The sequence below is a fragment of the Bacillus infantis NRRL B-14911 genome, from assembly GCF_000473245.1.
GTDB lineage: Bacteria > Bacillota > Bacilli > Bacillales > Cytobacillaceae > Bacillus_AB > Bacillus_AB infantis.
The window spans coordinates 4,794,297-4,820,805 of record NC_022524.1 but is presented as its reverse complement, the minus strand read 5'-3'; the positions used below and the strand labels follow the sequence as shown (position 1 = coordinate 4,820,805).

The 26,509-nt window shown below is 46.7% G+C and carries 25 protein-coding genes and 1 riboswitch; of the genes, 16 read left to right on the top strand and 9 right to left on the bottom strand.

The annotated features are described in order from the left end of the window. Window positions 1–4: 4 nt before the first annotated feature. The 4 genes from N288_RS23885 to N288_RS23870 are packed head-to-tail and all read right to left on the bottom strand — an operon-like array spanning window position 5 to window position 3,954. Window positions 5–823, bottom strand: a complete 819-nt coding sequence (locus N288_RS23885) for an ABC transporter ATP-binding protein (RefSeq protein WP_009794676.1) — start codon at window positions 821–823, stop codon at window positions 5–7. Beyond that, the gene (locus N288_RS23880; protein WP_009794675.1) at window positions 823–1,854 is read right to left on the bottom strand and encodes a FecCD family ABC transporter permease; all 1,032 of its coding nucleotides are present in this window, start codon (window positions 1,852–1,854) and stop codon (window positions 823–825) included. The genes N288_RS23885 and N288_RS23880 overlap by 1 nt, the downstream gene beginning before the upstream one ends. Then, entirely contained in the window at window positions 1,851–2,885 is a 1,035-nt protein-coding gene (locus N288_RS23875; protein ID WP_009794674.1) for a FecCD family ABC transporter permease, read from the bottom strand. Before N288_RS23875 ends, N288_RS23880 begins: the two co-directional genes overlap by 4 nt. Before the next feature lies 1 nt (window position 2,886). Next, a complete protein-coding gene (locus N288_RS23870) occupies window positions 2,887–3,954 on the bottom strand; it encodes an iron-siderophore ABC transporter substrate-binding protein (RefSeq protein ID WP_009794673.1) in 1,068 nt (355 codons plus the stop codon). 409 nt (window positions 3,955–4,363) lie between these two features. Here N288_RS23870 and N288_RS23865 point away from each other — a divergent pair, with 409 nt between their 5' ends. Continuing rightward, window positions 4,364–5,755, top strand: coding sequence for a right-handed parallel beta-helix repeat-containing protein (locus tag N288_RS23865; RefSeq protein WP_009794671.1), 1,392 nt, complete (start codon window positions 4,364–4,366; stop codon window positions 5,753–5,755). Window positions 5,756–6,002: 247 nt separating this feature from the next. Then, on the top strand, window positions 6,003–7,394 hold the full coding sequence (locus N288_RS23860; protein ID WP_009794670.1) for a hypothetical protein: 1,392 nt from the start codon (window positions 6,003–6,005) through the stop codon (window positions 7,392–7,394). An 81-nt stretch (window positions 7,395–7,475) separates the two neighbouring features. Here N288_RS23860 and N288_RS23855 read toward each other — a convergent pair whose 3' ends face one another. Then, entirely contained in the window at window positions 7,476–8,021 is a 546-nt protein-coding gene (locus N288_RS23855; RefSeq protein WP_009794669.1) for a GbsR/MarR family transcriptional regulator, read from the bottom strand. A gap of 311 nt (window positions 8,022–8,332) precedes the next feature. Here N288_RS23855 and proV point away from each other — a divergent pair, with 311 nt between their 5' ends. The 14 genes from proV (at window position 8,333) to N288_RS23785 (ending at window position 23,146) form a co-directional block, all read left to right on the top strand. Continuing rightward, window positions 8,333–9,559 carry a glycine betaine/L-proline ABC transporter ATP-binding protein ProV gene (gene proV / locus N288_RS23850; protein WP_009794668.1) on the top strand — a complete coding sequence of 409 codons (1,227 nt, stop codon included), beginning with the start codon at window positions 8,333–8,335 and terminating at the stop codon, window positions 9,557–9,559. After that, window positions 9,556–10,389 carry an ABC transporter permease gene (locus tag N288_RS23845; RefSeq protein WP_009794667.1) on the top strand — a complete coding sequence of 278 codons (834 nt, stop codon included), beginning with the start codon at window positions 9,556–9,558 and terminating at the stop codon, window positions 10,387–10,389. Before proV ends, N288_RS23845 begins: the two co-directional genes overlap by 4 nt. A gap of 15 nt (window positions 10,390–10,404) precedes the next feature. Further along, entirely contained in the window at window positions 10,405–11,295 is an 891-nt protein-coding gene (locus N288_RS23840) for a glycine betaine ABC transporter substrate-binding protein (protein ID WP_009794666.1), read from the top strand. Window positions 11,296–11,582: 287 nt separating this feature from the next. Then, entirely contained in the window at window positions 11,583–12,989 is a 1,407-nt protein-coding gene (locus N288_RS24450; RefSeq protein WP_009794665.1) for a right-handed parallel beta-helix repeat-containing protein, read from the top strand. A 140-nt stretch (window positions 12,990–13,129) separates the two neighbouring features. Then, on the top strand, window positions 13,130–13,816 hold the full coding sequence (locus N288_RS23830; protein ID WP_009794664.1) for a DUF2711 domain-containing protein: 687 nt from the start codon (window positions 13,130–13,132) through the stop codon (window positions 13,814–13,816). Between the two features lie 82 nt (window positions 13,817–13,898). Continuing rightward, a riboswitch (Lysine riboswitch) is annotated at window positions 13,899–14,082 on the top strand. Window positions 14,083–14,184: 102 nt separating this feature from the next. Further along, the gene (locus N288_RS23825) at window positions 14,185–15,024 is read left to right on the top strand and encodes a transporter substrate-binding domain-containing protein (protein ID WP_009794663.1); all 840 of its coding nucleotides are present in this window, start codon (window positions 14,185–14,187) and stop codon (window positions 15,022–15,024) included. A gap of 64 nt (window positions 15,025–15,088) precedes the next feature. Then, window positions 15,089–15,820 (top strand): amino acid ABC transporter permease, encoded by a 732-nt coding sequence (locus N288_RS23820; protein ID WP_009794662.1) that lies wholly within the window; start codon window positions 15,089–15,091, stop codon window positions 15,818–15,820. A gap of 17 nt (window positions 15,821–15,837) precedes the next feature. Beyond that, a complete protein-coding gene (locus tag N288_RS23815; RefSeq protein ID WP_009794661.1) occupies window positions 15,838–16,575 on the top strand; it encodes an amino acid ABC transporter ATP-binding protein in 738 nt (245 codons plus the stop codon). Window positions 16,576–16,712: 137 nt separating this feature from the next. Further along, a complete protein-coding gene (locus N288_RS23810; protein ID WP_009794660.1) occupies window positions 16,713–17,195 on the top strand; it encodes a GNAT family N-acetyltransferase in 483 nt (160 codons plus the stop codon). Between the two features lie 12 nt (window positions 17,196–17,207). After that, window positions 17,208–17,645 (top strand): GNAT family N-acetyltransferase, encoded by a 438-nt coding sequence (locus N288_RS23805; protein ID WP_232217706.1) that lies wholly within the window; start codon window positions 17,208–17,210, stop codon window positions 17,643–17,645. A gap of 89 nt (window positions 17,646–17,734) precedes the next feature. Next, window positions 17,735–18,679: a DMT family transporter gene (locus tag N288_RS23800; RefSeq protein ID WP_035402966.1), complete on the top strand. Its 945-nt coding sequence runs from the start codon at window positions 17,735–17,737 to the stop codon at window positions 18,677–18,679. A gap of 221 nt (window positions 18,680–18,900) precedes the next feature. Beyond that, on the top strand, window positions 18,901–19,725 hold the full coding sequence (locus N288_RS23795) for an STAS domain-containing protein (protein WP_022544616.1): 825 nt from the start codon (window positions 18,901–18,903) through the stop codon (window positions 19,723–19,725). Between the two features lie 112 nt (window positions 19,726–19,837). After that, window positions 19,838–20,842, top strand: coding sequence for a DUF3231 family protein (locus N288_RS23790; protein WP_009794656.1), 1,005 nt, complete (start codon window positions 19,838–19,840; stop codon window positions 20,840–20,842). Between the two features lie 525 nt (window positions 20,843–21,367). After that, window positions 21,368–23,146: a cation:proton antiporter gene (locus N288_RS23785; protein WP_022544615.1), complete on the top strand. Its 1,779-nt coding sequence runs from the start codon at window positions 21,368–21,370 to the stop codon at window positions 23,144–23,146. 73 nt (window positions 23,147–23,219) lie between these two features. Here N288_RS23785 and N288_RS23780 read toward each other — a convergent pair whose 3' ends face one another. The 4 genes from N288_RS23780 to N288_RS23765 all read right to left on the bottom strand — a co-directional run bounded on the left by N288_RS23780 (window position 23,220) and on the right by N288_RS23765 (window position 26,474). Next, window positions 23,220–23,915, bottom strand: coding sequence for an ABC transporter ATP-binding protein (locus N288_RS23780; RefSeq protein ID WP_009794654.1), 696 nt, complete (start codon window positions 23,913–23,915; stop codon window positions 23,220–23,222). Between the two features lie 17 nt (window positions 23,916–23,932). Beyond that, a complete protein-coding gene (locus tag N288_RS23775) occupies window positions 23,933–25,396 on the bottom strand; it encodes an ABC transporter permease (protein ID WP_009794653.1) in 1,464 nt (487 codons plus the stop codon). A gap of 143 nt (window positions 25,397–25,539) precedes the next feature. After that, window positions 25,540–25,971, bottom strand: a complete 432-nt coding sequence (locus N288_RS23770; RefSeq protein ID WP_009794652.1) for a hypothetical protein — start codon at window positions 25,969–25,971, stop codon at window positions 25,540–25,542. Then, on the bottom strand, window positions 25,971–26,474 hold the full coding sequence (locus tag N288_RS23765) for a DinB family protein (protein ID WP_009794651.1): 504 nt from the start codon (window positions 26,472–26,474) through the stop codon (window positions 25,971–25,973). The genes N288_RS23770 and N288_RS23765 overlap by 1 nt, the downstream gene beginning before the upstream one ends. Window positions 26,475–26,509 lie beyond the last annotated feature (35 nt).

Genomic DNA, 26,509 nt, shown 5'->3' with positions numbered 1-26,509 from the left:
CAAATCAATTATAGGCAAATTCCCTTTTTACATGATGGCGCCCTATAGGCACTACAGATGGGCATCCTGCAACAGGGTCTTCTACAACCGTACAGTGAAGGCCGAAAATATCTTCGATCAATTTGCTTGTAATAACCTCTGATGGCGCTCCCTCTGCCACAAGCTTTCCTTTATCGAGAGCAAAAATATGGTCTGCATAACGGGCAGACAGGTTGATATCATGAAGGACCATGACGATTGTCGTTCCGTGCTTCCGGTTAAGGTCTGTCAGCAGGTCGAGGATCTCGACCTGGTAGGTGATATCCAAGTAGGTTGTCGGCTCATCCAGGAACAGGATGTCAGTCTGCTGTGCCAGCGCCATGGCAATCCAGACACGCTGTCTTTGGCCGCCTGAGAGTTCATCGATATGGCGGTCGGCAAATTCAGTGATCTTCATCAGCTCCATTGCTTCAGCAACAGCTTCATAATCCTTCTTAGTCCAGCCTTTCAGAAAAGACTGGTGCGGGAATCTTCCGCGTCCAACCAGGTCTGCAACCGTTATTCCCTCAGGAACAATCGGTGTTTGAGGAAGAAGCCCGAGGACCCGGGCCAGCTGTTTTGGCGGAATTTTATGAATGGGCTTACCTCCCAGGGTAACCTGCCCGGAATCAGGTTTGATCAGCCTTGCCATTGTTTTGAGCAGGGTCGATTTACCGCAGCCGTTGGCACCGATGATGATGCTTATTTGGCTGCTGGGAATGCTGATGCTTATATCATGCAGGATGGTTTTCTGATCATATCCGGCAGTGACTCCTTCAGCCCGGAAATCATGTGTCGGTTTCATTATAAATCACCCTTTCGATTCATTCGGATCAGCAGGTAGATCAAATATGGGGCACCGATAATGCCTGTGATCACACCTACAGGATATCTGGCATCGAATGCGAACTGTCCGATAAGGTCTCCTGCCAGTACTAAAATGATGCCGACAAGGCCTGCCGGGACGATGCTAGAGAATCCAACCCCCACCAGCCTCTTGGCAATGGGCCCGGAAAGGAACGCGATGAATGCGATCGGTCCTGTGGCCGCGGTAGCTAATGCAATGATCAGCACTGAACTGATGATGAGCATCAATCGCGTCTTATTGGTATCTACCCCGAGTGAGGTGGCTGCCTGTTCCCCAAGCTCCAGCATATCCAGCCTTTTCCCGAGCATCATGATGATGGGGGCAAAGATCAGGACTGTAATCATGAGCGGATAAAGATCTTCCATTTTCGCCCCGTTCAGGCTCCCTGTCAGCCATCTCATGGCAGCAGGGAGGTCATTCTGCTGGCCAATCAGCAATAAGTAGGATACGGCAGCATCAAGCATGGCCTGGATGCCGATCCCGATCAGGATTAATCTGCCTATTGAGAAAGAAGAACCTTTTGATAATAGAAAAATAACAGCCACTGCAGTAAGCCCGCCGATAATTGATGCGATGGAAACAAAGGTATCGCTCGCGTGGAGGACGGTGATGCAAAAAACCGCAGCGGCGCTGGATCCGGCTGTTATGCCGATCACATTCGGGTTTGCCAGGGGATTGCGGAGCATCGTTTGGAAGACATGTCCCGCAGCGCCAAAAGCAAACCCTGTAAAAACACCTGCAATCATTCTCGGGAAGCGTATGGTGCCCACTGCAAATGAAGCGCCTTTTACTTTTTCGCCCATCAGCACGCTGATGACATCTGAAACAGGATAAATCGTGTTTCCCAGCATAAGCATGGTCCCGCAGAGGGAGAAGGCGATCATGGCAAGAAGCGAAGTGACAAGGACAAACCGGCGTCGTCTCTTTAGTCTGCCCATCATAATAAGATTCATGGATTCATTCATCATAACGCACGCATTTTCGCTTTCATAGTAATTAAGATCAATATAGGAGCCCCGATAAAGGCTGTAACAACACCGACTTCAAGCTCTCCCGGACTTCCCAGTACCCGGCCGCACACATCTGCTATGGTTAAGATGGCTGCGCCTGAAAGAGCAGACATCGGGATGACAAACCGCAGATCCGGGCCGATGACGAGCCTGATCAGGTGTGTGGCCAACAGGCCGATAAAGCCGATGGGGCCTGCCAGCGCTGTCGCCGCACCGCATAAAAGGACGCCGCCAAAGGCAGCGGAAAGCCTGAGGGTTCCTGTCCGGACTCCCAGCCCCTTGGCGGCTTCATCACCTAGTGCCAGTGCATTCAGTCCTGGAGCTGTGAAGACGGCAATCAGCAGTCCAATAATAAGAAAGGGTATGAAAATGGAGACAGAGTTCCAATTTCCTGCCCCAACACTGCCCACCTGCCAGAATCTGAACTGATCCATCACGTTGGAGCGGGGAATCATAACCGCCATCACAAGGGATGATAACGCAGCACTTGTGGCAGCACCCGCTAAAACGAGCTTAAGGGGCGTGGCACCGCCACTCCCCATTGAACCAATTCCGAATACAAAAATGGCAGTTATGAATGCACCAGCCAATGCAAGCCAGATATACTGGCCAGCACTGCCTATATCCAAAAAGGAAATTCCGCAGACAACGAATAAGGCTGCCCCTGTGTTGACTCCCAATATGCTTGGGTCTGCAATTGGATTGCGGGTGACCGACTGCATGAGGGCACCGGAAACTCCTAATGCCGCTCCGCACATTAAGCTGAATACAGTCCTGGCAATTCTTTGGCGCACCACATTTGCTCCATGGCTCTCTGCTTCCGGATGGAATAAGCCGTCCATCAGATCATTCCATCCCACAATGCGGGATCCAAAAGCAAGTGAAGCCAATACGCATAAGCCGAGCAGGACCATAGAAAGGACCAGCACCATGATGAAATGCTTCGGCAGATGCAGCTGCTTATTTTCTGAAACGGAAGTATGATTCATTTTACTGAACTTTGCCTGCAGCTTCTGAAAGCAATGTCAGATACTCGTCAATGGAATATTCAATCGAGAGCGGGCTCGGTGTACCTGCTGCTGCAAGCGGAGTGTTATCTCCGATGATGACAACAGAGCCTCTTTCTACTGCAGGGATTTTTCCAAGGATAGGATCAGCCTGCAGGGCTGCAAGAGTTTCATCATTTCCATAAGATACGATAATTTCAGCATCGTTCAGCATATCTGCATTTTCGGCACTTACTTCGATATAGAAGCTGTTTGGATCAGTCATTTGGCTTGTGAGACTTTCAGGATATTCCATCTCCAGCTCAGAAAGGAATGCACCGCGCGGATCTGCTGGAGAGTAGATATAAAACTTGGACAAATCAGAAGCATCAAAGCTTACGAATGCAGCCTTCTTCCCTTTGACCTCCGGATGTTCGCTCACTTTATCTGCAATCAGTTTTTCTGTATCGGCAATCAGCTGCTTGCCTTCTTCTTCCATGCCCAAGCCCATTGAATTATAGGTTACTTGCTCGCGCCATGAGGCCACCCAAGGGCTTGTCTGATAGGCAACAACTGGGGCAATTTCGCTTAGTGTATCATATTCTTCCTGAGTGATGCCTGAGTATGCCGCAAGGATCACATCAGGGCTTACATCAGCAATGGCTTCGAAATCAAGGCCGTCAGTATCCTGGAAAATAACAGGGGTATCGGCATCAAGTTCTTTCAGTGCATCCGCTGTCCAAGGCAGCATCCCGCTGTCATCCTGAACACCATAGTTTGCAGCAGAGAAGCCTACAGGCACAACGCCTAGAGCAAGAGCGACGTCATGGTTCGACCATGCAATCGTAGCAACGCGCTCAGGTTTTTCTTCTATAGTAGTTTCGCCAAAAGCATGTTTGATTACGATTGGATACTCAGCAGAAGCTTCTTCGGATTCAGCCTTATCTGTGTTGGAATTCCCGGCAGATTCTGAGTTTCCATTTGATTGATCATCTGAACAGCCAGCTAATGCAAAAGTCAGCAAGGCGATCAGGAATGTTGTAAAAATAGAAAATCTTCGTTTGGCATTCATCTTGTTTTTCCTTCCTTCTCTGAACGTAATTGATAATAATTATCACTATCATTAATTTATATGGTATGGATGATGATGTCAATAGAATATTTAGAATTCAGAAAACTGGGAGGAACATTGTATAGCAGGCACAGTTGATTCAGGATTCCTGTGACTTTGCTGTGCTTTTAGGATTTTTCAAAAGGCAGCTTGCACCCATAGCATGCGCTGTTGGGCTTCTAGTTATGATGAAGGGATGCATAAAGCGGCAGCCGGCGGTTTATGCTTAATTTTTTTCTATTGAAATGGATGAGGTTTTTGCCGATATTATGAAGCAGGATGAAAATAGCAATAGGCTGATTTTCTAGGCTGCCATGCCTCTTCTTAAAAAGGGACTGGCTGGAGTGAAGCTGACGGGAGTGAAATAGTATTGAATAAGTGGGTTGCAGGGCTGGTGCTGATCCTGGTTTTTTTGGCCATCGGAATGTTCATCAATGAAACGGAGACAGGGACTTCCCCGAAAAAAGTTCTATATGTGTCGCCGGACGGCAGCGACAAAAATTCGGGAAGCAAGCAAAAGCCTTTAAAAACCATACAAAAGGCAGTTGATTCAGCAGAGCCGGGAACTGTCGTTTATGTTAGAGAAGGTATTTATAAGGAGCAGGTTGTTATCAGGGAATCCGGATCCAAGAATGCGCCTATTATGATTAAGTCATATAAAAAAGAGAAAGCAGTATTGGACGGAACAAGCCTTAAGGCAAACGGGGACAACCAAGGTCTGATATCCATCCATAATAAAAGTTATATTACGATTGACGGGTTTGAAGTCAGAAACTATAAAACAGCGGAAGAAGATGTGGTGCCGATCGGCATCTCTGTCAGCGGCAGCGGAAAGGGTATCCGGATTTTGCGGAATCATGTTCACCATATTGAGACGCTACATGATAACGGCAATGCCCACGGGATTGCAGTCTATGGAACAAAGGCGCCGGAAGCAATTGAAGATATAGAGATTTCGGAGAACCTCGTAGAGGACTTAAAGCTTGGCTGGAGTGAAGCAATTGTATTAAACGGGAATGTGAGCCATTTTAAAGTGACCAAAAATATCGTCAGGCAGAGTAATAACATCGGAATTGATATGATCGGATTTGAAGGAACATCGCCCCGGGAGGCTTATGACCAGGCCAGGAATGGACTTGTCAGCCATAATACCGTCTGCGGGATATCGAGCTACGGCAACCCTGCATATGGCCCCCATTATACAGCCGGCGGCATTTATGTGGATGGAGGAAAGGATATAACAATTGAGGAGAACCGGGTCTATCAGAATGATATCGGCATCGAAGCAGCCAGTGAACATAAAGGGAAGTCGACAAGCGGGATAAGTATCCGCAAAAATATAATCTTTGAAAATAGAAGTGCCGGCATTGCCATAGGCGGGTATGACGAGGAAAGAGGCAATACGGTTAAATCCAGCATTACTGATAATGTACTGTATAAGAATGACAGGGAATATCAGGATGGCGGGCAAGTGCTCATTCAATACAATACAAAACATAATACAATCAAGAATAATATCATGGTTGCGGGTGAATCGGGACTTTTGATCAGCAGCCCTTTCAGGAAAAGTGAAGGCAACAGCATCAACCATAATATGTATTATGTTAGCGGCGGAGAAAAGAAAACACGTTGGATATGGGAAGAAAAAGAGATCTCCGGATTCAGTGAGTATCAAAAGAAAAGCCGGCAGGACGGCAATAGTGTGTTTCAAAAACCGAAATTTATAGATGAAGGAAAGAAAGACTTGCGTCTGGAAAAATAGGCCTGCACTGCAGGTTTTTTATTTTGCTTCCAAGCAGCACTTAGCATCTATGCAATGACCAATCATCAGATGAGGCCCGGAAAAATGGCAGCGGGCACCTGGCAATGGGGCTCCAGTCTTGGAAGAAGGAACTTGGATGCCAGGACCCGAAGTTAGGGTGTGGCGCATACGTATGCTAAAATACTGATAGAGGGTTATTTTATACAGATCAGTTATTGTTTACAGGAGAAATAAGGGGGGATTTGAAATGAGACAGGATCAATTCTTGCTTTATGATCATAAAAAACAGATCAGTCTAAAAGCGGAGCGGGCAGCATTCTATCTGCAAGGTCAGATAATTGAAGCGTTCAGTGAAAAGAATGAAGTTTATTATCTTATCTTTTATAAATATCATTTCCTCTCAGCGGTGAAAACCACGAAACTCCGCCGCCATTCTTACATTGAACACGCCTTTAAAAAAGGCATAGTCTTCGAAAGTCCCCACCCGCTTATCAAAATACTGCTTTCTTCTAATCACCCTTGCCAATGCATCAGCTTTAAGCAGCTGCTAAAAAAGCTGGAAAGGCAATACACCCCCCAGGAAAAGTCATTTATTCTTACCTTTTTCGAATCACTGATACCCAAAAGGGATCTGTTCAATGAAATTAAATCCGTCTATTATGAATACCGCCGCAATGGAGACTATTTTTCAGGCTATCAGATGATCCGCCTGATCATGGAGTTTGCCCCAAAAACGAGTCTGGCTGTTTCGCATAGCAATGATATGATCTTCAGTAAATATGCCTGGCAGTACAGTGAAAAGCCTGAGAAACTGTTTGCCAAAGATCCCATCTTTGCAGAAAAAACACTCTATTCCCAGAGGGAGGACGAAGTATGCTTCCAGCAGCTTATTGACCGGCTGGAAAAAGAGTCCCGCTGGATGGACCTCATCGCCTTATCCATACAAAAACTCATAGCGTCACCTTCACCTGACTGCTATGCCCATCTTTTAAGATTGCTAGCTCAGCATACAGAAATAGATTCCCTCCACATTCAAGAGTCCTTATCTTTTCAATTGCCTGCCTTCCTTCCATTGCAAAAGGATCTATTAGAAAAATATATACAAAACCATGCTGCTGATAAAGTTTTCAAACTGATGAAAACCAATGCTTTTCAGCTGGATGACTCTCAGATATATGCCGTTGGGGAAATGCTGGAAGAGTGGGAGCCGGACACTCAGCCTGTCCAGCCTGAACTGCTGTATCCCCTCATCAAGCGATATATCAGCAGATTCCCTGAAAAAGCTGACAAGCTCCTTAAAAAGTTTGTCATATCGCTGCTGAATACTCATGAGCTGCCATATATCCAAAATTGGCTGAAGCCATTAAAAGACAAGAATAAGAAGCTGGCGATAGTTGAAAAAATTGATATGATGCAAAAGCTTTATGAAGATCCCGATGATATGCAGCAGCTTGGGGAGCTGTATTTTGAACTGAGCCAGCTGGATAAAGCGATTGAATGCTTCAGCTGGGAAATGGAGCTGAAGCCCGCTGATCCGAGACCTCTGCAATGGCTGGCGAAAACCTACCATGAAAAAGGGATGGACTACGAATCAGATGCCTATCGCCAGCTGTGTATCCAGCTCCAGAAAAGGGCTTGAACCAGCCAGTGCCTGCCGCTGATCCCCTAATCCAAAAAGGTGCCTGCCCCATCAGGGGGCAGGCACCTTTTTGGAGAGCATCTACTCTTCCTTTTTTTCATCCTCAGACTTTGTCAGTTCAAAGATCTCCCTTGATTCAAAAAGATCGATGACTTTGTTGAGCCAGGTATAGTATTCAATGGCGTAAGTGATCTTTTGAAGATGGTTTTCGGCTTTCTTTACCGTTTCATCATCTTCTGTATGTGATAGGACTTCTTCGAGGTCCTTAAGTGATCTAAGCGAGGCATCCAGGTTCATCTGGGTTCCTTTTCTCCATTGCGTACAAAAGCGATCGATGAAATTCTGGTACCAATCCCCTTTGACCTGGTATAAATCTTTTCTTTCTCCTTTTCGCCAGACCTTTTCAACCATATTTAATTCCAGCAGGGTCCTGACACCAGTGGACATACTGGTTTTGCTCATTTCGAGCTCTTCCTTCAATTCATCCAATGTCATGGGTTTATTTTCAAAATAGAGGGTTCCATAGATACGCCCGATAGAGGCGGGAACTCCGTATAAATGCATGTTTCTCGCGACAGATTCAATGACTCTCTCCCGTGCCTGTGCGACCAATTCTTCGTTATGCATGATACACCACCATTCTAGTCACAAATGAGAGGATAATTATGCTAATCCATTCATCTTGATTCATTTTAAAGTTTGAACCCACTAAAGTAAAGTAAATGCAAGTTGAGGAAAAGGGAGCATATCAGAAGAAATCTAAGAATAAGATAATTTAGTACGTACAGTTCAAACTGTACGTACTTTATTGATGGAATTTGATGGATTTATAGGTTTGTTGTATGCAACTAAAGTCCCTTATACTTTTTAAGTACGCTGGAAAAACAGTTCGATTCGACAGAAATCGTCATGTATAAACAAAGTTTAGAGGTGGATTTATGGCTGAAAAGAAAATAAGCGTCCAAAACGTTACGAAAGTCTTTGGTAAATCGCCCCATCAGGGAGTCAGACTCCTGAATGAGGGGAAATCAAAGCGGGAGATACTTGAAAAGACTGGAATGACTGTCGGTGTCAATAAAGCGAGCTTCGATGTGTATGCCGGGGAGATATTCGTCATTATGGGATTATCCGGGAGCGGAAAATCCACATTGGTCCGGATGCTGAATCGGCTGATCGACCCAACCGATGGAGAAGTACATATTGATGGAAAGAACATCGTTAAGCTCAACCCCCAAGAGCTGCGGGAAGTAAGACGGAAGAAACTGAGCATGGTATTCCAGCGCTTCGCATTATTCCCTCACCGAACTGTTCTCGAAAATACTGAATACGGCCTTGAAATCCAAGGAGCAGAAAAGTCCGCATGCAGACAGAAGGCAATGGAGTCATTAGAGCTTGTCGGCCTTAAAGGATATGAAAACAGCTATCCGAGCGAACTGAGCGGCGGTATGCAGCAGCGTGTAGGCCTGGCCCGTGCCCTTGCGAATGACCCTGACATCCTGCTGATGGATGAAGCGTTCAGTGCGCTCGATCCATTGATCCGCAAAGATATGCAGAACGAATTGCTTGAACTGCAGGAAAAGATGGAGAAAACGATCGTTTTCATCACCCATGATCTTGATGAAGCTCTCCGCATCGGCGACCGAATTGCTCTGATGAAGGATGGGAACATCGTCCAGATCGGTACGCCTGAAGAAATCATGACAAACCCTGCCAATGAATATGTGGAGCGGTTTGTTGAAGACGTTGACCTCTCGAAGGTCCTAACGGCAGAGCATGTCATGAAACGCCCTGAAATGGTGCGCATCGACCGCGGTCCGCGTGTGGCTGTGAAGGTCATGAAAAATGAAGGGATATCCCATCTGTTCGTTGTTGACAGCAAGCAGAAGCTCCTCGGCACCGTCACAATCGAAGCTGCTTCAGCTGCCGTCAAGAACCAGCAGACCCTAGAAGAGATCCTCATTACTGATCTCGATTCCATTAAACCGGAGACCCTTCTCGTAGACTTGTTCGAGCAGGTGGCTACGGCTGTACTGCCGCTGCCTGTCATCAATGAGGAAGGACGGCTCAAGGGAGTCATTGTAAGGGGCGCTGTACTTGGTGCACTTGCAGGGCTGGAGTCTGATCTGAATGCAGATGTTCAGGGAAATGAGGTGGAAAGCATATGACATTTTTGCCGAAGCTTCCGTTAGCCAGCTGGGTAGATAGTGCGGTCAGCTGGATCAAAGACATTCTGGGCCCGTTCTTTGACATCCTGACAGATGGAATCGGAGCAGTTGTTGAATTCTTTGTCATGGTATTGGAATCGATACCGGCACTGCTGCTGATTTTGATTTTTGCAGGCTTGGCCTGGTGGGTAAGCCGCTGGACGATAGCATTATTTACCGCTATAGGTTTATTGCTGATTGATAATCTCGGCTATTGGGATGGAACGATCGATACGCTTGCCCTTGTCCTGGCATCGGTCATTATATCGATCATCATAGGAATTCCTATTGGAATCTGGATTTCACAAAGCGACCGTGCGCAAAGCATCCTTACGCCGATCCTTGACTTTATGCAGACGATGCCGGCCTTTGTATATTTGATCCCGGCCATCATTTTCTTTGGGATCGGGGTCGTACCAGGTATCATTGCTTCCGTCATCTTCTCGATGCCGCCAACGATCCGATTGACCAATCTCGGAATTCGCCAGGTGCCGGAGGATCTTGTAGAAGCATCTGACGCATTTGGCTCAACGCCAAGCCAGAAGTTATTCAAGGTTCAGCTGCCATTGGCAATGAACACCATCATGGCCGGAATCAACCAAAGCATCATGCTTGCTCTATCCATGGTTGTTATCGCATCCCTTGTAGGTGCGCCGGGACTGGGTGCAGATGTGTACCGTGCCGTGACCCAGCTGAAAGTCGGTACAGGTTTTGAAGCTGGTCTCGCCATCGTCATCCTGGCGATCGTGCTTGACCGGATTTCTCAAAATATAAGAATCACTAAAAACTAAGGGGGAAGTATCACAATGAAAAAATTGCGTATGGCCGGGTTGGCTTCAATCCTTGCATTGTCTGTCGGATTGGCTGCCTGCGGAAATGATTCTCAAGATTCAGAGGAAGGCAGCACGATCGGTGATGGAGTGGATTACAAAATCACTGGCATCGAGCCTGGTGCCGGAATCATGTCGGCAACCAATAAAGCATTGGAAGAGTATGATAATCTGGAAGACTATACACTGGTTGAATCTTCTTCGGCTGCTATGGCTGCTGAGCTGGACAACGCCATCAAAGATGAAGAGCCTATCATCGTAACTGGCTGGACGCCGCACTGGATGTTCGCTAAGTATGATCTGAAATATCTGGAAGACCCTAAAGGGATCTACGGTGAAGCAGAGAAAATCGAAACCTTCACACGCAAAGGCCTGGAAGAAGACCAGCCAAGTGCTTACAAAGTGCTTGACCAATTTTTCTGGACAAATGATGATATCGGTGAAGTCATGGTTGCAATCCAGGAAGGGACAGATCCTGCCGAAGCTGCTGACACATGGGTGAAAGACAATAGCGATAAAGTAGCCGAGTGGACAAACGGCGCAGAGGAAGTAAGCGGGGAAGATATCTCACTTTCTTATGTGGCGTGGGATTCTGAGATTGCAAGCACCAATGTAGTAGCGAAAGTGCTCGAAAGCATCGGCTATAATGTGGAAATGGTTCAATTGGATGCAGGCCCAATGTTTACAGCTGTGGCCAATGGCGACGCAGATGCGACCGTTTCCGGCTGGCTGCCGCTGACACATAAAGACTATCTTGATCAGTATGGCGACGATATGGAACGCCTTGGTGAAAACCTTGAAGGCGCGAAAACAGGACTTGTCGTTCCTTCTTACGTGGAAGCTGATTCAATCGAAGACTTAGATTAATGAGGCGAGAGCCGGGGATGATCCCGGCTCTTTTTCTGTCTGCGCCACTTTAGAAGTTTGAGGGGTTCAGCTGCTTTACGTGCAAAATGCAATGGAAATTTAACGGATTGAAAGTGGATGTACATAATAGAGGCATATCCCTGGATATGTCTCTTTTTCTAGCAATAGCAGTCGGACCAGAACCCGTTTTTACAGTCGCACTCTTTAACAGACAAGCAATTAATAGTGCCTTGTCCAAGCACTCCCCCTCTCCTTGCATATTTTATAAGGAAGGAGGATGAAATATTATGACTGAATTCATCGTAAATCCGGGCCAGCGCATTCAGGATTTTATTGATGGAGCTGAGCCTGGAGATATTATTACTGTGAACCCTGGTACCTATGAGGAACCAGATATTACAGGTCCGACACTGATCAGGATTGATAAACCGCTGACAGTAAGATCCAGTGGAGGGCCTGAAGTGACGTTTTTGAATGGAAACAGTGAAGAAGAGCGTAATATTGTGGTGGAGATTTCTGCAGCCAATGTGGTTCTTGAGGGCTTTACGATCACAAATCCGCTTTACAGCGGTTCCGCGGAAGCTGTTGGAGTCAGGACCCGATTAATAGACCAGGCTGTTGCGCCGAGTGATGTGGAGATTCTCGGAAACATCATCAGGGAAATTGGAACACCGGCCCGGCAGGCAATTGAAGGGACATATGGAATCAGGACGAGTGCGATAGAAAGGCTTCGGGCAGCTGATAATGAAATCTCTGAGATCAGGCATGCGAGTGCCTCTGCACCGGCCATTGGCATTTCTATTGAGGGCACCTCTCAGCAGCAGCTTGCCAATGACGTAACCCTTGAGGGTAACCGGGTTTACAATATTCAAGCCCTGAGTGAAGAAAGTACTGCGGTCGCTGTGAAAAGAGAAACGGCAAATGTCCTTGTACGGGGGAATAGAATTGAGGCACCTGAGGGAGGTGCTGCCAATGTGAAGAGAGGCATCGCGACAAGCCCGGAAGTAAGAGGCCGGGTAGAAATCGCGGAAAATGCCGTTAAAGGGGCCACTGATGCCGGAATGAGGCTCGGAAGCCCGGCAGAACAAGTGGTGACAAGGAACGAGATTCTAGAAAACAGAATTGGCATCTTCGTCGAGGCTACTGCAGTGACACCGCCAGTGATTCAGCTTAATACATTCAGCGGCAATGAAGAGTGGGGGTTATTCAACGCCTCTGCTGTAACTGTCAATGCGGAAAACAATTACTGGGGACCTGCCGGGCCGAACACACCTGGCGGGGATGACATCGGAGGGCCGGGCCCGGTTGAGTTCATTCCTTTCCTGCGGGTGCCGCCTGGAGTGCCGTTCGTTACTACCGGGCCGATTGCCAACCTGCCCTCAGCAGACCGGCCGATTAGCCAGCTGTATGTTGTAATTGAGAACGTCAGTGACACGGAAGAAACGGTCAGGATCGAGGGCTATTATCTGACTGACACCCAGAATCTCTATGTGCTGGAGCTGAACCCGCTTGCGCCGGAAAGCTCACCGGGCTCCACCATCACAAGAACCTATTATGCCAACTTTGATTTATTTGAACTCAGGTTCTTCCCTTCCAGTGACAGAGTCCTGATTTCTGTCTGGGGACTGGACCCCGATGGCCAGCTGGCCGGAAAGCGGAACCTGGTAAATAATGAATTGACCAGGTTCAGCTAAGGAAAAATTGAGCCGGGGGGACAGGTCCTCTGGCCCGTTTGGGCCAAGGGACCTGTCCCCCTGGCCTGTCACCATTTTGTGTTACCTTTTCCTCGCTCCTTCGTTTAATAAGTGAACGAATAAAAGCGAGGTGGCAGTCTATGTTAAATTACTTATGGCTGGATCACTGTTCCCCAATTCTCGGACAGCTCCCGGCACCGTTCAGGTCCTGTGCGATCCTGCTTCATCCCTTTGTCAGGATGCCTGCCGGCTGGACAGCGGCACAGCCTGATTCAGAGGACGTTTTTTTAAGTGGAGAAGAGGCCCTGGAAAAAGGCCAGCCTGTACCATGGCAAAAGGTGATGAAGGACAGCGGGCTGAATTCACTTGATGAACTGGCACTCGCCCTGCAGACGGCGATTGTGGGATTGAGGAAAGAGTATGCACGGAAGGATTTAGCCGAAGCTCTGGATAATTATATGGATCCGGACCTTTATTTGCCGCCAGAGGACCAGACATCTGTATTTCTGTTGGGGAGTCTGTTGAATGTTCTTGGGTCAAAGCAGGCGGAAAGCATTTATTATTCCAGCCCCATCCCGTTGACAGAAGGTTCCATGCCGTTAAAGGAAGCTGCTCCTTTAGGGATTCTCGGGCTTTCAAATGCGGAGCTGATCATCACCGATCAGCAGATGGATTACGCTTTTATGAGTGTAATAGATTCTTTCATCACACTGTTTCTGGCCAAAGAGACTGATATAGAGCACATCATCCGGTCCAGCAAATGGGAAGCTATCATCTGCGGCAATAATACCTGCTTGAATTGGTACCTCCAGGAAAATCATACCTGACATAGTGCCCAGGACGAAGGATTGACAGATTATTTATATAGTTGTAGACTATTAGAGAAAATTAAATAAGACCTCACTTTACCAGTGAGGTAGAGGCGCGGTGTTTAACAGTCTTTAGCGGAGCTTGAGAAGCGATGATGCTAGGGAGAAGGAAATATCGCCGAAGCGGGCACATATATCTCAGTATTGCCTGCTGGGTCTGCAGTTAAGAGCTGCAGGACTGTCTCAATGGGCTTCCCGGCTTATTGAGTTGTGCTATCTCATTTAGGGAAAAAAAGAGGACTTATGGGCATATGTATATAACGACCTAAGTTAATCTTAGGTCGTTTTTATTTTGTTCTCATCATACAAATATAGGGGGAGAAAACATGAAAAAAGCTTCATTATTTTTAGCGGGTATGCTTTCGGCAGTCCTTTTGCTGGCCGGCTGCGGATCAAGCACAAGTTCAGGTTCAGATTCAGGGTCATCGGAAAGTGATACGTTCAAGGTTGGCCTGGAGGCAGGCTACGCTCCGTTCAACTGGACGCAGAAAGATGATTCCAATGGCGGTGTAAAAATCAAAGGCTCTGCTGAATATGCGGGCGGCTATGATGTTGAAATTGCAAAGAAGATCGCTGACGGGCTTGGCAAGGAATTAGAAATCGTTAAGACAGAATGGGATGGCCTTGTGCCGGCGCTGACGTCAGGCAAGATCGATGCCATCATTGCGGGGATGTCGCCAACGGCAGAGCGCAAAGAGACGATCGATTTCTCTGAGAACTACTATAACTCCCAGCTAGTTATGGTCGTGAAAAAAGGCGGAAAATACGAAAACGCGACTAGCCTCAATGACTTTAACGGAGCTAAAATCACAGCTCAATTGAATACATTCCACTATTCCGTGATTGACCAGATCGATGGTGTGTCCAAAGAAACAGCGATGGACAATTTCCCTGCGATGAGGGTTGCATTGGAATCCGGAATCATTGATGGATACGTGTCTGAGCGTCCTGAGGCAGTCAGTGCTTCTGCTGCCAATGACAATTTTGCGATGGTTGATTTTGAGGAAGGATTCGAAACTTCCGAAGATGATACAGCAATCGCTGTCGGGCTTGAAAAGGGCAGTGAACTCACAGAGAAAATCAACGAGATTTTAAAAGGCATTTCAGAAGAAGAGCGTACCACTATCATGGATGAAGCCATCCAGAACCAACCAGCAGCACAATAAGAAACGCATAGAGCCGGCTGTAAGCTTACAGTCGGTTTTATGATGAATATAGAGGGGGAGAAAGATGAGCTTCGATTGGATCGTTAGAATCATCTCTGAAAACTGGCCGATGTTCCTTCGGGGAGCTGGGATCACGCTTCTTATTTCCTTGATCGGAACTATCATCGGAGCCGGCATTGGCTTATTGGCGGGAGTGGTCCGGACCATCCCGGCACCAGAGCGCGGACCCAAAAAAATCTTGCTGAAGGTGATTAATTTCGTCCTTTCAGTATATATCGAATTTTTCCGCGGAACACCAATGATCGTCCAGGCGATGGTCATTTATTATGGATCTGCTTTGGCATTCGGCGTTGACATCAATGTCCTGGCAGCGGCCATCATTGTTGTATCCATCAATACAGGGGCCTATATGGCTGAAATCGTCCGAGGCGGAATTGTTTCCATTGATAAAGGGCAGTTTGAAGCAGCCCAGGCCATCGGGATGAATCATTATCAGACGATGTGGAATGTCGTGCTCCCGCAGGTCATCCGCAATATCTTGCCGGCAACAGGCAACCACTTTGTCATCAATATCAAAGACACATCTGTCCTTAATGTTATATCAGTATCGGAACTATACTTTATGACCAAATCAGTAGCAGGGAATAATTTTAGATACTTTGAGTCATTCTTTGTGGCATGCGTGATTTATTTTGTCATGACATTCATTGTTACAAGAATCCTGCGTTATTTTGAACGGAAATTAGACGGCCCTGACAATTTCGATTTGCTGGGCAAAGGTGAAAATAATCTGTAAGGGAAGGGGGAGCGGCTATGGAAAAAGTCATTGAAGTTCAGCACTTAAGCAAATCCTTCGGCACAAATCTGGTATTGAAGGACATTGATTTTTCAGTCAGAAAAGGAGAGGTGGTCACGATTATCGGCTCCTCGGGATCCGGGAAATCGACCCTCCTTCGCTGCATTAACCTGCTGGAGAAGCCAAGCGGCGGCCAGATTATCTATAATGGCGAGAACATCCTCGACGATAAGCATGATATTTTTGCTTACCGCCAGAACTTAGGGATGGTGTTCCAGCAATTCAACCTCTTCAATAATCATAATGTCCTGAATAATTGTGTGGTTGGCCAGGTCAAGGTGCTGAAACGCTCTAAGGAAGAAGCGGAAAAAGTCGCCATGAAATATTTGAAAGTGGTGGGCATGGATCAATATGTCAATGCCAAGCCAAGGCAGTTGTCAGGCGGGCAAAAGCAGCGTGTCGCCATTGCGCGGGCACTGTCCATGGAGCCTGATGTGATGCTGTTCGATGAGCCGACATCGGCCCTTGACCCGGAGATGGTGGGAGAAGTCCTGAAAGTCATGAAGGAACTGGCCGGTTCCGGTCAAACGATGCTGATCGTTACCCATGAAATGGAATTCGCTAAAGAAGTATCCGACCGCGTCGTCTTTATGGACAAAGGAGTCATTGCGGAAGAAGGAAGTCCTGAACAGATCTTCAATAACCCTGATCAGGAGCGGACCAGGGAATTTTTGAAGCGGACATTGAAAGTGTAAAAGAGCCGGGGGGACAGGTCCCGTGGCCCGTTTTGGGCCATGGGACCTGTCCCCCTGGCTTATCTTTTTTGTATAGCAGGATTTCGCTTATGGAGCGGTGAATATACAGAAGATGCCGGCCAGAGGAGTGCAAAGGGATGGAATACGAAATCATCAAAGCAGGAGCGGAGCATGAGGAAGCGCTCCAGAATTTATTGCAGTTTTATATTTATGACTTTTCCGAGTTTATCGATGCATATGTCGAAGAGAATGGAAGATTCAGCGAGTATCCGCTGAGCGGCTATTGGACGGAAGAGGGCCATTTCCCCTATATAATTAAGCTGGATGAGCGCTATGCCGGTTTTGTGCTGGTGACAGAAGACAGCCAGGCTCTTTCCATCAACGAGTTTTTTATTTTAAAAAAATACCGCCGGGAAGGCCTTGGGAAGCAGGTGGCGAAGGATATCTTTGGGCTGCATAAAGGCAGGTGGGAGATTTTCCAGATCGAGAAAAACAAGCCCGCCCAAGGGTTTTGGCGGTGTGTGATAGATGAATATACAAACGGGGATTTTACGGAGCGGGAGGATGAGCATAAGCGGGTCATACAAGAGTTTGTCAGCGGAACAAAGCAAAATACATAAATGCAGGGAGATATGATGATTTTTTTAAAAGAAGTAGACAGACATAATTTTTTTGATGTGATTGATTTAAAGGTAGCTGAAGAGCAAAAGTCATTTGTCGCAACGAATCTGTTCTCGCTGGCACAGGCGAAGGCATTTCCAGAGTGCAACTGCCTGGCAATCTACCATGAGGAAAAGCTGGTAGGATTTACGATGTACTGCATGGATTTTGACGATAAGGAATATTGGATCTACCGATTGATGATTGACGCCAAATATCAGTCCAAAGGCTATGGGAAAGCGGCGATGGAGAAGCTGATTGAGCTGATTAAGGAGGACAAGGACCACCAAGTGATCTATTTAAGCTTTGAGCCGGAGAACGACCGGGCGAAGGAAATGTATGAAAAGCTTGGATTTGAGGCTGACGGCCGGGTGATTGATGGGGAGATTGTTTATAGGCTGGGTTATTAAGACGGAGTTGGGCCGGGGGGACAGGTCCCTTGGCCCATTTTGGGCCAGAGGACCTGTCCCCATGGCCTTTGAAAGGTGGAGAATCAAGCATGGACAGGCGTAAGGGAATACTTCTTGTTATGACGGGCGCGATGTTTTGGGGAATTGGCGGTACAGCGGCCAAGAAGCTTTTTCAGGATTTTCAGATTGATGTGGATTGGCTGGTGACCGTCCGGCTGCTCATTGCAGGGGTTTTGCTTTTAGCCGTCCAATACTTTGCAAAAGATCGTGCCCAGATCCTTGGTGTGTGGAAAAAGAAGAGTTCGGCTCTTCGTTTGATTATTTTTGGTCTGCTCGGAATGCTTGCTGTCCAATACACCTATATGGCATCGATTGAGCATGGAAATGCTGCGGTGGCAACGCTTCTGCAGTATTTGGCCCCTGTGATGATCATCTTATACCTGGTCCTCCGCAAACAAACGGTGCTGACGCGGGGAGATTTGCTGACCATCGCTTTGGCTTTGTTCGGAAGCTTCTTCTTGCTGACGAACGGCTCCATCTCGCATTTATCTGTGCCGGTGCCAGCGGTCGTATGGGGAGTTTTGTCCGGGGCGGCTTTGGCCTTTTATACGCTGTATGCTGTGCCGCTGCTTAAGGAATACGATTCCCTTGTCATTGTCGGGTGGGCAATGGTGATTGGCGGGCTCGCGCTGAGCTTTGTCCATCCTCCCTGGCGAATGGACATTCTGAGCTTTACGGGAGAAGTTTATGTGTATTTAGCCTTTGTGGTCCTTTTTGGGACGATGATTGCCTTTTGGTTTTATATAGAAAGCCTGCAAAGCCTGCAGCCGAAGGAAACCAGCCTTTTGGGCAGCGTCGAGCCGCTTGCGGCTGTTCTGACAACCGTATTTTGGCTGAAGGAGCCTTTTGGTGTTTTTCAGTGGGTGGGTACGGCCTGTATTATTGGGATGATTTTATTTATTGCGCTGAAAAAAGAGCCTGCTGAGGAGAAGAGGCGGCCGGGTGGAAGAGAAGAGCCGCTGAGAGTAAGCTAGGGGTTCTATCTGACCCTCCAAAAGGGAAACTCGCAAAAATGCCTGGAAACTCGCAAAGATAGGCTGAGGGTAGGCCGGGGGAAAAGGTCCTCTGGCCATCCTGATGCAAGGGACCCGACCCTCCGCTTCAAAAAACCTATAAAAACTGGTTTAACTGTTATAATATCCGGGTATAAGTAAATGTTTTTTATTCATATAGCACATAGTAGGGGGATGTAGTAATGAGTATCAAACGAATCTTGAAGGATGAGTTAGTGCAATTTATTAACAACCACGGGGAAGAGTTTGAAAACAAATTGCTGTCTGAAGCAGTGAATGTTTCTGGGAAGATCAATGAGATTTTAAATAAGGGGAATATTGACCTTCTAAAAAATGCGAGGAAGTTAATTTACTTTATTGTTGACCACAATGAAAGCGACCTTATCGCATTTGCTCAGGAAGAAGGGGTTGCCTGGGCAGGGCATTCTTTAACTCTTTCTTTGAAACTGGAATGGGTCCAGGCCATAAGAAGAACAACTTGGCACATTATCGGCAGCCTTAATGAGGAAAGAGATGAGAAGATTCCAGCTTCTGATTTTTTTGAGCTGGAAAAAGCGGTGAATGACCAGATTGACCAGTTTCTTAACAATTTCTTCTTAAGCTACTCAAAATATAAAGATACAATGCTTCTTAAACAGAGGGAAACGGTTGAACATCTATCTGTACCTATCATACCGGTCAGTGAAACGGTTTCTGTCCTGCCTCTGATTGGCTCGATGGATACGTACAGAGTTGAAATAATAGAAGAGAAGGTTCTAAATGAAATTGCAGCTACAAGGATCCAGACACTTGTTATTGACCTGTCAGGCATCGCCATGATGGAAAAAGATGTGATGGATGATTTTGAAAAGGTCCTGGCAGGAGTGGGCATGATGGGTTCAAAGGCCATTCTTACCGGGCTGAGGCCGGATCTTGTCAAAAAGATGGTCCGTGCCGGTATCCGCTTTGAGAAGGATGCTGAAACAAAGGGGACGCTTCAAGAGACGTTGAAGGCATATTTGAAATAATCCGACCAGCAAGGCCGTTGAAACGGTCTTGCTTTTTTGCATTGTAAAAAATCACCCTTCATATATGATGACTTTCTAAAAAAAGGACATAATATTTGCGAGGTGATTGGATATGGATAAGGAAAATCTCAAACTGACATCTTCTGAAATCGGGTCCTTATGGGGAGAGTATATAAATGGAACTGCGGTTGATATTGTAAATAGATATATGTACTCGATTATTGAGGATGAAGAAATCAAAAGCATTTTTAATGAAGCGATCATGATATCTGCACGGCAAAAGGCACAAATTAAGGCGTTTATTGAGAATGAGGGGTTTCCTGTTCCTATTGGGTTTAGTGAGACCGACCTGTACCCAGGTAAGCAGAGGTTGTTTACAGACACATTCTGCCTGAATTATTTAAATATCATGACTACACATGGACTGCTGGGGCACATCACATCATTAGGCATTTCGGTAAGGAAAGACTTAAGGTTATTTTACGGCGAATGTGATGAACATGGGAAACAAATGTATCATCAAACTGTTGATTTATTGCTTGAGAAAGGACTTTTCCAAAGGGACCCGTTGTTTTATCCAGAAGGACAGCCTAAGTATGTCACAAACAAGGATTTTAAGGATGGTTTTTTCGGCAATGGCAGAACGCTTTCGGCACCGGAGGTCATCAGTATTTCTTTGAACATCAAAAAGAGCATTATGGCCAAAACTCTTTCGATTGCTTTCAGTCAAATTGCCCAGTCAGAAGAGGTAAGAAAGTTCTTAACCAGTTCTGAGAAGACTGCCGATGGCCAGATCAAATCTCTTTCTAAGATCATGCAGGCGGATAATCTGCCGGTGCCAAAGTCCTGGGAAACAGAAGTTACTGTATCATCGGAATCGCCTTTTTCCGATAAATTAATCATGTATCATATGGGATTCTTATTTCAAGCCGCCCAAAATTACCATGGTGCTGGCCTGGCTTCTGCAATGAGAACCGACCTGGTCACTACGTACGAAGCAACCATTCTGCAGAACCTGGTGGTCACAAAAAACTGGTTTGATATTATGGTGAAAAATAAGTGGCTCGAACAGCCTCCGCTGGCACCGAATAGAGCAGAAATGGCGAAGCGGAAATAGCTTAGAATGCCCTACGATCAGATAGGGCATTTTGCTGTTGAAGGCATCTTATGAAGCCTGAATGAGGGGAGGTAAGAAGCGAGCTGACGATAGCTGAGGTGAGATTCAGCGGTTTTGCCCTTTGCAATCTGCGGGGAGTATACACTGTACTTGGTGACTGGTCCCGATTTTTCCTAAAGCTTGAAGCCATTGGGGCCATGCATCATTTTACTTAAATTTTAGTGATATCTAATATGATTTTGCTGACATATCACATATGGAGACACCGAGCTGGCTGGCAGCTCAATCAGATGATTGCTGAACTTATCTGTAATCCACATTAAAACCTCCTCTTTCCGGATTTTACCCTTCTGCAATTAGAAGTAAAGGCCATCATGTTTTTCTATTTGAAAAGCGCCAAGGATCAATATCTGAAGCCAATCTATTTCTATACCGCCCAATAATTTGGTAAACTTTCCGGTATGTGATAAGTGAAAAATATGCCAATTGGAGAAGGTGATTGAGATTCAACCAGAATTTACTTTAATGAGCATAGTTATTGTGATTGTACTCGGTATGTTTTCGCAGTGGCTGGCGTGGCGGATTCAGTGGCCATCCATCGTAATCATGACGGTTGCCGGGCTTTTAATTGGTCCGATATTCGGCCTTGTCAATCCGCAGGAAGGGCTGGGGGAGCTGTACAGCCCGATTATCTCTCTTGCTGTTGCACTGATCTTATTTGAGGGCAGTACGAGCCTTGATATACGCGAGCTGAAAGGCATTTCCAAGTCTGTTTTTCGCATTGTAACACTTGGAGCACTCATTGCCTGGATCGGCGGTTCTTTAGCAGCCCACTATATTGCCGGGCTGGATCTTGAAATTTCCTTTATCATCGGCGGATTATTTGTAGTGACCGGGCCTACAGTCATCATCCCATTGCTCAGGCAGGCAAAATTGTCTGCCCGCGTCTCTTCGGTTCTGAAGTGGGAAGGAATCATTGTAGATCCAATTGGTCCTTTACTGGCCTTATTTGCTTATGAAATTATCAAAATTACCTTGGATGGACCTTTTCAGTTTAAAGATTTCATTCCGTTTTTTATCGAGGCCCTCCTGGCGACTTTAATCGGTCTTGTAATAGGGCTGCTTGTCAGCTTCCTGGTGAGCAGAGGATTGTTCCCTGAATACTTGAAATCACCGCTGATCTTTTGCTTTGTCCTGATTTGCTTCACGCTTGGCGAAGGGATCATGCATGAGACTGGGATGCTGGCTGTAACAGTCATGGGACTGACGCTTGCCCGGACGAAGAAGCATGTCCATTCAATCGGAAGCATCGGCCATTTTATGGAGAACATTTCGGTTATGCTGACTTCCACTGTCTTTATATTATTGACGGCCTCTTTGACAAGAGAGACCATTATGGACGTTTTCACGTGGCCGATCATTTTATTTGTCATCACTATGCTGTTTCTTATCAGGCCGGTGTCTATCTGGCTTTCCACAATCGGAACAGAGCTGACACTGCAGGAAAAAACACTCGTGAGCTGGATTGCGCCAAGGGGAATCGTTGCCTTGACGGTTTCAGGGTATTTTGCCGCTTTATTAATAGAAGATGGCTATTCAAATGCAACGATACTAACGCCGCTCACCTTGGCCCTTGTTTTTATTACGGTGTGCGCCCATGGCTTTTCCATCGGTCCGATTGCCCGGAAGCTGAAATTGGCAAATCCGGAGTCTTCAGGCGTCCTGATGGTGGGGGCGAGCAGTTTCGCGATTGCCTTCGCTAAGCATTTGAAGGAGATAAACGTTTCCGCCCTGATCACAGACACGTCCGCTGACCGCCTCTTCCTTGCAAAAAAGCTGGAGATTCCGACCTATCAGGGGGAGATTCTTTCCGAGCACAGCGATTTCGAAATCGACAAAAGCCCTTATAATTTCCTCCTGGCTATGAAAGGGAATGCAGCCTATAACGCGCTTGTTTGCCAAACCTATCTTCCTGAATTCGGATATAACCATACCTTCTCGCTGCCGACAGCAGAAAGGAAAACCGAGCATAAGGAAATCTCCACCGCGTTCAAAGCACATCTGCTGTTTGGAGAAGAAGCGACCTTTACTGAGCTGAACAGAATGGTCAATATCGGCTATAAACTGAAGACAATTGAAATTGACAGCAAGCAGACAGTGGAAAAAGAAGAAATGGAAACAGACAGAATTCCGCTATGCGTAAAAAGAAAGAACGGCAGCCTTGTTTTTTTCACCTTCAGCGAAAAGCCTGTACTAAATGAGGGAGACTTGCTAGTGGTGTTAGAGCAGGGGGAGAAAGAATAAATATAGGTGCCTGACCCATTCTGAGCTGTAAAGCAGCGTGGGCCAGGCACCTTTCCTATTTTTTCAGCAGCAATCAGACCAGGGTTTCAGCATATTCTCTTTTGTTCAAAGTAATCTTCCCCTTTGATAGCTTGATCGTAATGTCAGATTTCTCAGCAATATTCTGGTCATGGGTTACAACAATCACACATTTCCCTTCGTTATGAGCCAAGTCCTTCAGCAGGTTCACAATTTCGTTTGCTGTGTTTTCATCCAGATTTCCTGTCGGTTCATCGGCCACAATCAGATCAGCTTCGCAGCAGAGTGCCCGGGCAATCGAGACACGCTGCTGCTGGCCGCCGCTTAGTGTCAGCACTTTCTGGTGTGCCTGCCTGCTGGATATGCCGACACGCTCCAGCATATTCAATGCGAATTCTTTTTTATTCTTATGGCTTGCCCCTGTGATTTCCATTGCCGTCATCACGTTTTGAAGCCCTGTCATATAGGGAAGCAGATTGTAAGATTGAAAAACAATGGATACATACTTATTGCGGAATTTCGTTAGCCCGATTTTCTTTATATCCTTCCCCTCATATACTACCGCTCCCTCTTTGGGAACATCCAGGGCGCTGGCGAGCGCAAGGAACGTCGTTTTTCCTGAACCGGATGGGCCGATGATTGTGTAAAAAGCCCCCCTCTCAAAGCTGACATTGATATTGTTAAGGATCATATGCTTTTTATTCTCTTGTTTGTACCAATAACTAATATTTTCAAATTTGAGTAAAGTCATTTTGTCTCCTCCATCCTTTAATCCTGTCTGCTCAATATCGTTTTAGGCTGAAGACGCAAAACCGTTAAGGATGGCAGCAGGGCAGACAGGGCTGCAATCAGAATGCCAATCATTGCAAGCATGGCAAGATCTTCTGCTGTGACGCTTACGTCCAATTCCTGAATGGTTTCAGCCTGCTCTGATTGAGCTTCAGGCATACCCGGCATTCCGCCGCCAAAGCGCATCCCCCCGCCGCGGAAGGATTCAGGTTCTGAGGTTTCCGCAGCTGACTGCAATTCCTGATTCAATAGCTGGTCGCTCACTTCTTTGGCCACGATATTGCCGCTGAGAGTAGCAATTCCGAGGGAAAGCGCCGCAACGAGAAGAATCTCAGCGATGAACTGGCCGGCCATTTTCCAGCGCCGTTCACCAATTGCCAAAAGGACGCCCATCTCATATTTGCGTTCACGAATCGACATCATCACAATCAGCCCCAAAATGATGGCACCTGCAATAGAGACAAGATAAACAATATTATTTGAAAAGCTTGCTACGTTCTCGATTGGCCCCACCATCTGCTGGTACAGCTGATCATTTGCATCAAGTTTAAAGGTTTCAAAATCAATGCTGCTCTCCTTTATCGCCTGTGCGACAAAGCTTTCCATATCAGCAGGATCATCAATATAGTAAGTGGCACTGTCAATGGTCCCCTCATAGCCGCTGCCTTTAAGTGCAGCAGCATTGGTATAAGGCACATAAAGCTTGTTATATGGAATCATGGCAGTAAAGTCCATGCCCTGGTCAGAGCCTGTGGAAGCTGTTTGATAGATACCTTTGATTTGGAGCTCGAGTGTGGCCGAATCATCTCTTGGATTGGCCACTGTAATGGAGTCGCCCACCTTCAGTCCGTTTTCCTCTGCAAGAGTCTGTTCAATGAGAACAACGTTTTTTCCCAGGTCGTCTTCCGTAATATGTTCACCCTCGATGATTGAAGCAGTGCCGTCCATGAATTCCGCAGTGGAATCAGTAAAGCCTACTCCCTGAAGGCTGACGTCTCCCTGGGCCATCCCGCCGCCCATCCTGCCGCCCGGAGCAGCTGATTCTGTGGTGCCTTCTTCTGTTGTTCCTGACTCATTATTTGTGATTGGTTCAAAGCTTGAAGCAAGGGCAGTAGTAGAAGAATAGAAATTATAGCCTTTGATTTGTTCATATGAGGTCAGTTCTTCTGCTGCTTCTGCAGGAATCGGGGCAGACTGGAATCGCATGCGTTCTCCGTTCGTCTGCTGGGACTGCATCTGCTCGCGCATCTTTTCCATATCGACCTGCAGGGTGACGTTGGCGCCAAGCTTCTGCCGGGCAAGATCGCCCGATTTTTTGGCGGCAGTCTGAATGGATAGGCCGGCCAGAACCAGGACGCAAATGACCGTGAAAACAAAAATTTGCAGCAGGCTTTTACCTTTCCTGGCTTTCACGCTTAAAAAAGACCTTTTTAAAAAGTTCATACATTTCTCTCCTTTAGCCAAATTGGGTACAAGGCTAATCTTAAGAGGAATTTATGGCAAAAATGTGAACGAATTATTGCCTAAAAAGGAATAAAAACAGGTGCCTGGCCCCGTATTGCATATCAGCGGGGAAGGCACCTGTTCTATTTCCGTTTCTTAAGGTAAAAAGCAATAGCGATGGCAGCTGCCAGCAATAGAAGGGTGAGGAGAACATAAGGAACCAGATCCATCCAATGAGAAGGAGCCTCATGGGCAAAGACTGCTTTTCGCCATTCATTGTCCGCAATTTCAACAGCTATGCCCTCGTCAGTTGGCAGATCCTTTATCTCAAAATAATTTGTACCAATCTGATATTCATTGGAAGCATTCCCGTAGTATTTTCCCGTCATGTCATCAGGGCGGGTTTCTACTTCGCCAATATTCTCTCCGATTAGGCTTTCCGGCACGTTTTCATCTGTCACTTCATAAACATTTCCATCCCAGACGACGAAAGGGTAGGCCCAGCTTAATGCCTGGGCGGAAGCTGCGAAAATTATCAAAACGAATGGGAAAAGCAGCAGAATTCTTTTCATCATCACATCTGCGGAGCTTCCATCCCCATCATGGCCCATTCCTCTTTGGCTGGGCCATAAACACCGGGAACCGTTAACCCGGCCTGGCGCATAAGGATGGTCATTTGTCCGCGATGGTGAATTTGGTGCTGGATGATGAAGAATAACAGCTGGCCGTTTGACATTCTTTGGCCGAAGAAGTCTTTTTCTTCGCTGAGAGTTTTATCTGTCCACTGCTCCTTGACTGCATGAGCGAGAGCGCTGCTCGCTTTTTGGTAGATATCAGAAATGAATTTGGCTGATTGGGGGACCGGATAGTCTTTGGCGGGTGCCTCAAAAGCCAGGCCGGTTTGAGAGGCCATTACACCGATTGCTGTTGCCGTATGCCAGGCAATCCTTCCCAGTGTCCAGTTCTGGGCTGTGACCTCCTGGGACAGGGATTCATCTGTCAGCTGGTCGAGGACCTTCTGTGTTGTATGTACTTCATAGTTCCATAGCTTTAAAAAACCATCCAATGTCTGAAACATCTTCATTCCTCCTTGCTTCAATTCTTCACCAATAT

Excerpts from the sequence above, each read along its gene's own strand:
- N288_RS23765 (WP_009794651.1), bottom strand. The coding sequence starts at position 26,474 with ATGTTTCAGACATTGGATGGTTTTTTAAAGCTATGGAACTATGAAGTA.
- N288_RS23885 (WP_009794676.1), bottom strand. The coding sequence starts at position 823 with ATGAAACCGACACATGATTTCCGGGCTGAAGGAGTCACTGCCGGATAT.
- N288_RS23775 (WP_009794653.1), bottom strand. The coding sequence starts at position 25,396 with ATGAACTTTTTAAAAAGGTCTTTTTTAAGCGTGAAAGCCAGGAAAGGT.
- N288_RS23795 (WP_022544616.1), top strand. The coding sequence starts at position 18,901 with ATGAGTATCAAACGAATCTTGAAGGATGAGTTAGTGCAATTTATTAAC.
- N288_RS23825 (WP_009794663.1), top strand. The coding sequence starts at position 14,185 with ATGAAAAAAGCTTCATTATTTTTAGCGGGTATGCTTTCGGCAGTCCTT.
- N288_RS23830 (WP_009794664.1), top strand. The coding sequence starts at position 13,130 with ATGTTAAATTACTTATGGCTGGATCACTGTTCCCCAATTCTCGGACAG.
- N288_RS23805 (WP_232217706.1), top strand. The coding sequence starts at position 17,208 with ATGATGATTTTTTTAAAAGAAGTAGACAGACATAATTTTTTTGATGTG.
- N288_RS24450 (WP_009794665.1), top strand. The coding sequence starts at position 11,583 with ATGACTGAATTCATCGTAAATCCGGGCCAGCGCATTCAGGATTTTATT.
- N288_RS23870 (WP_009794673.1), bottom strand. The coding sequence starts at position 3,954 with ATGAATGCCAAACGAAGATTTTCTATTTTTACAACATTCCTGATCGCC.
- N288_RS23820 (WP_009794662.1), top strand. The coding sequence starts at position 15,089 with ATGAGCTTCGATTGGATCGTTAGAATCATCTCTGAAAACTGGCCGATG.
- N288_RS23845 (WP_009794667.1), top strand. The coding sequence starts at position 9,556 with ATGACATTTTTGCCGAAGCTTCCGTTAGCCAGCTGGGTAGATAGTGCG.
- N288_RS23875 (WP_009794674.1), bottom strand. The coding sequence starts at position 2,885 with ATGAATCATACTTCCGTTTCAGAAAATAAGCAGCTGCATCTGCCGAAG.
- N288_RS23840 (WP_009794666.1), top strand. The coding sequence starts at position 10,405 with ATGAAAAAATTGCGTATGGCCGGGTTGGCTTCAATCCTTGCATTGTCT.
- N288_RS23770 (WP_009794652.1), bottom strand. The coding sequence starts at position 25,971 with ATGATGAAAAGAATTCTGCTGCTTTTCCCATTCGTTTTGATAATTTTC.
- N288_RS23800 (WP_035402966.1), top strand. The coding sequence starts at position 17,735 with ATGGACAGGCGTAAGGGAATACTTCTTGTTATGACGGGCGCGATGTTT.
- N288_RS23855 (WP_009794669.1), bottom strand. The coding sequence starts at position 8,021 with ATGCATAACGAAGAATTGGTCGCACAGGCACGGGAGAGAGTCATTGAA.
- N288_RS23880 (WP_009794675.1), bottom strand. The coding sequence starts at position 1,854 with ATGATGAATGAATCCATGAATCTTATTATGATGGGCAGACTAAAGAGA.
- N288_RS23780 (WP_009794654.1), bottom strand. The coding sequence starts at position 23,915 with ATGACTTTACTCAAATTTGAAAATATTAGTTATTGGTACAAACAAGAG.
- N288_RS23790 (WP_009794656.1), top strand. The coding sequence starts at position 19,838 with ATGGATAAGGAAAATCTCAAACTGACATCTTCTGAAATCGGGTCCTTA.
- N288_RS23860 (WP_009794670.1), top strand. The coding sequence starts at position 6,003 with ATGAGACAGGATCAATTCTTGCTTTATGATCATAAAAAACAGATCAGT.
- N288_RS23810 (WP_009794660.1), top strand. The coding sequence starts at position 16,713 with ATGGAATACGAAATCATCAAAGCAGGAGCGGAGCATGAGGAAGCGCTC.
- proV (WP_009794668.1), top strand. The coding sequence starts at position 8,333 with ATGGCTGAAAAGAAAATAAGCGTCCAAAACGTTACGAAAGTCTTTGGT.
- N288_RS23785 (WP_022544615.1), top strand. The coding sequence starts at position 21,368 with ATGAGCATAGTTATTGTGATTGTACTCGGTATGTTTTCGCAGTGGCTG.
- N288_RS23815 (WP_009794661.1), top strand. The coding sequence starts at position 15,838 with ATGGAAAAAGTCATTGAAGTTCAGCACTTAAGCAAATCCTTCGGCACA.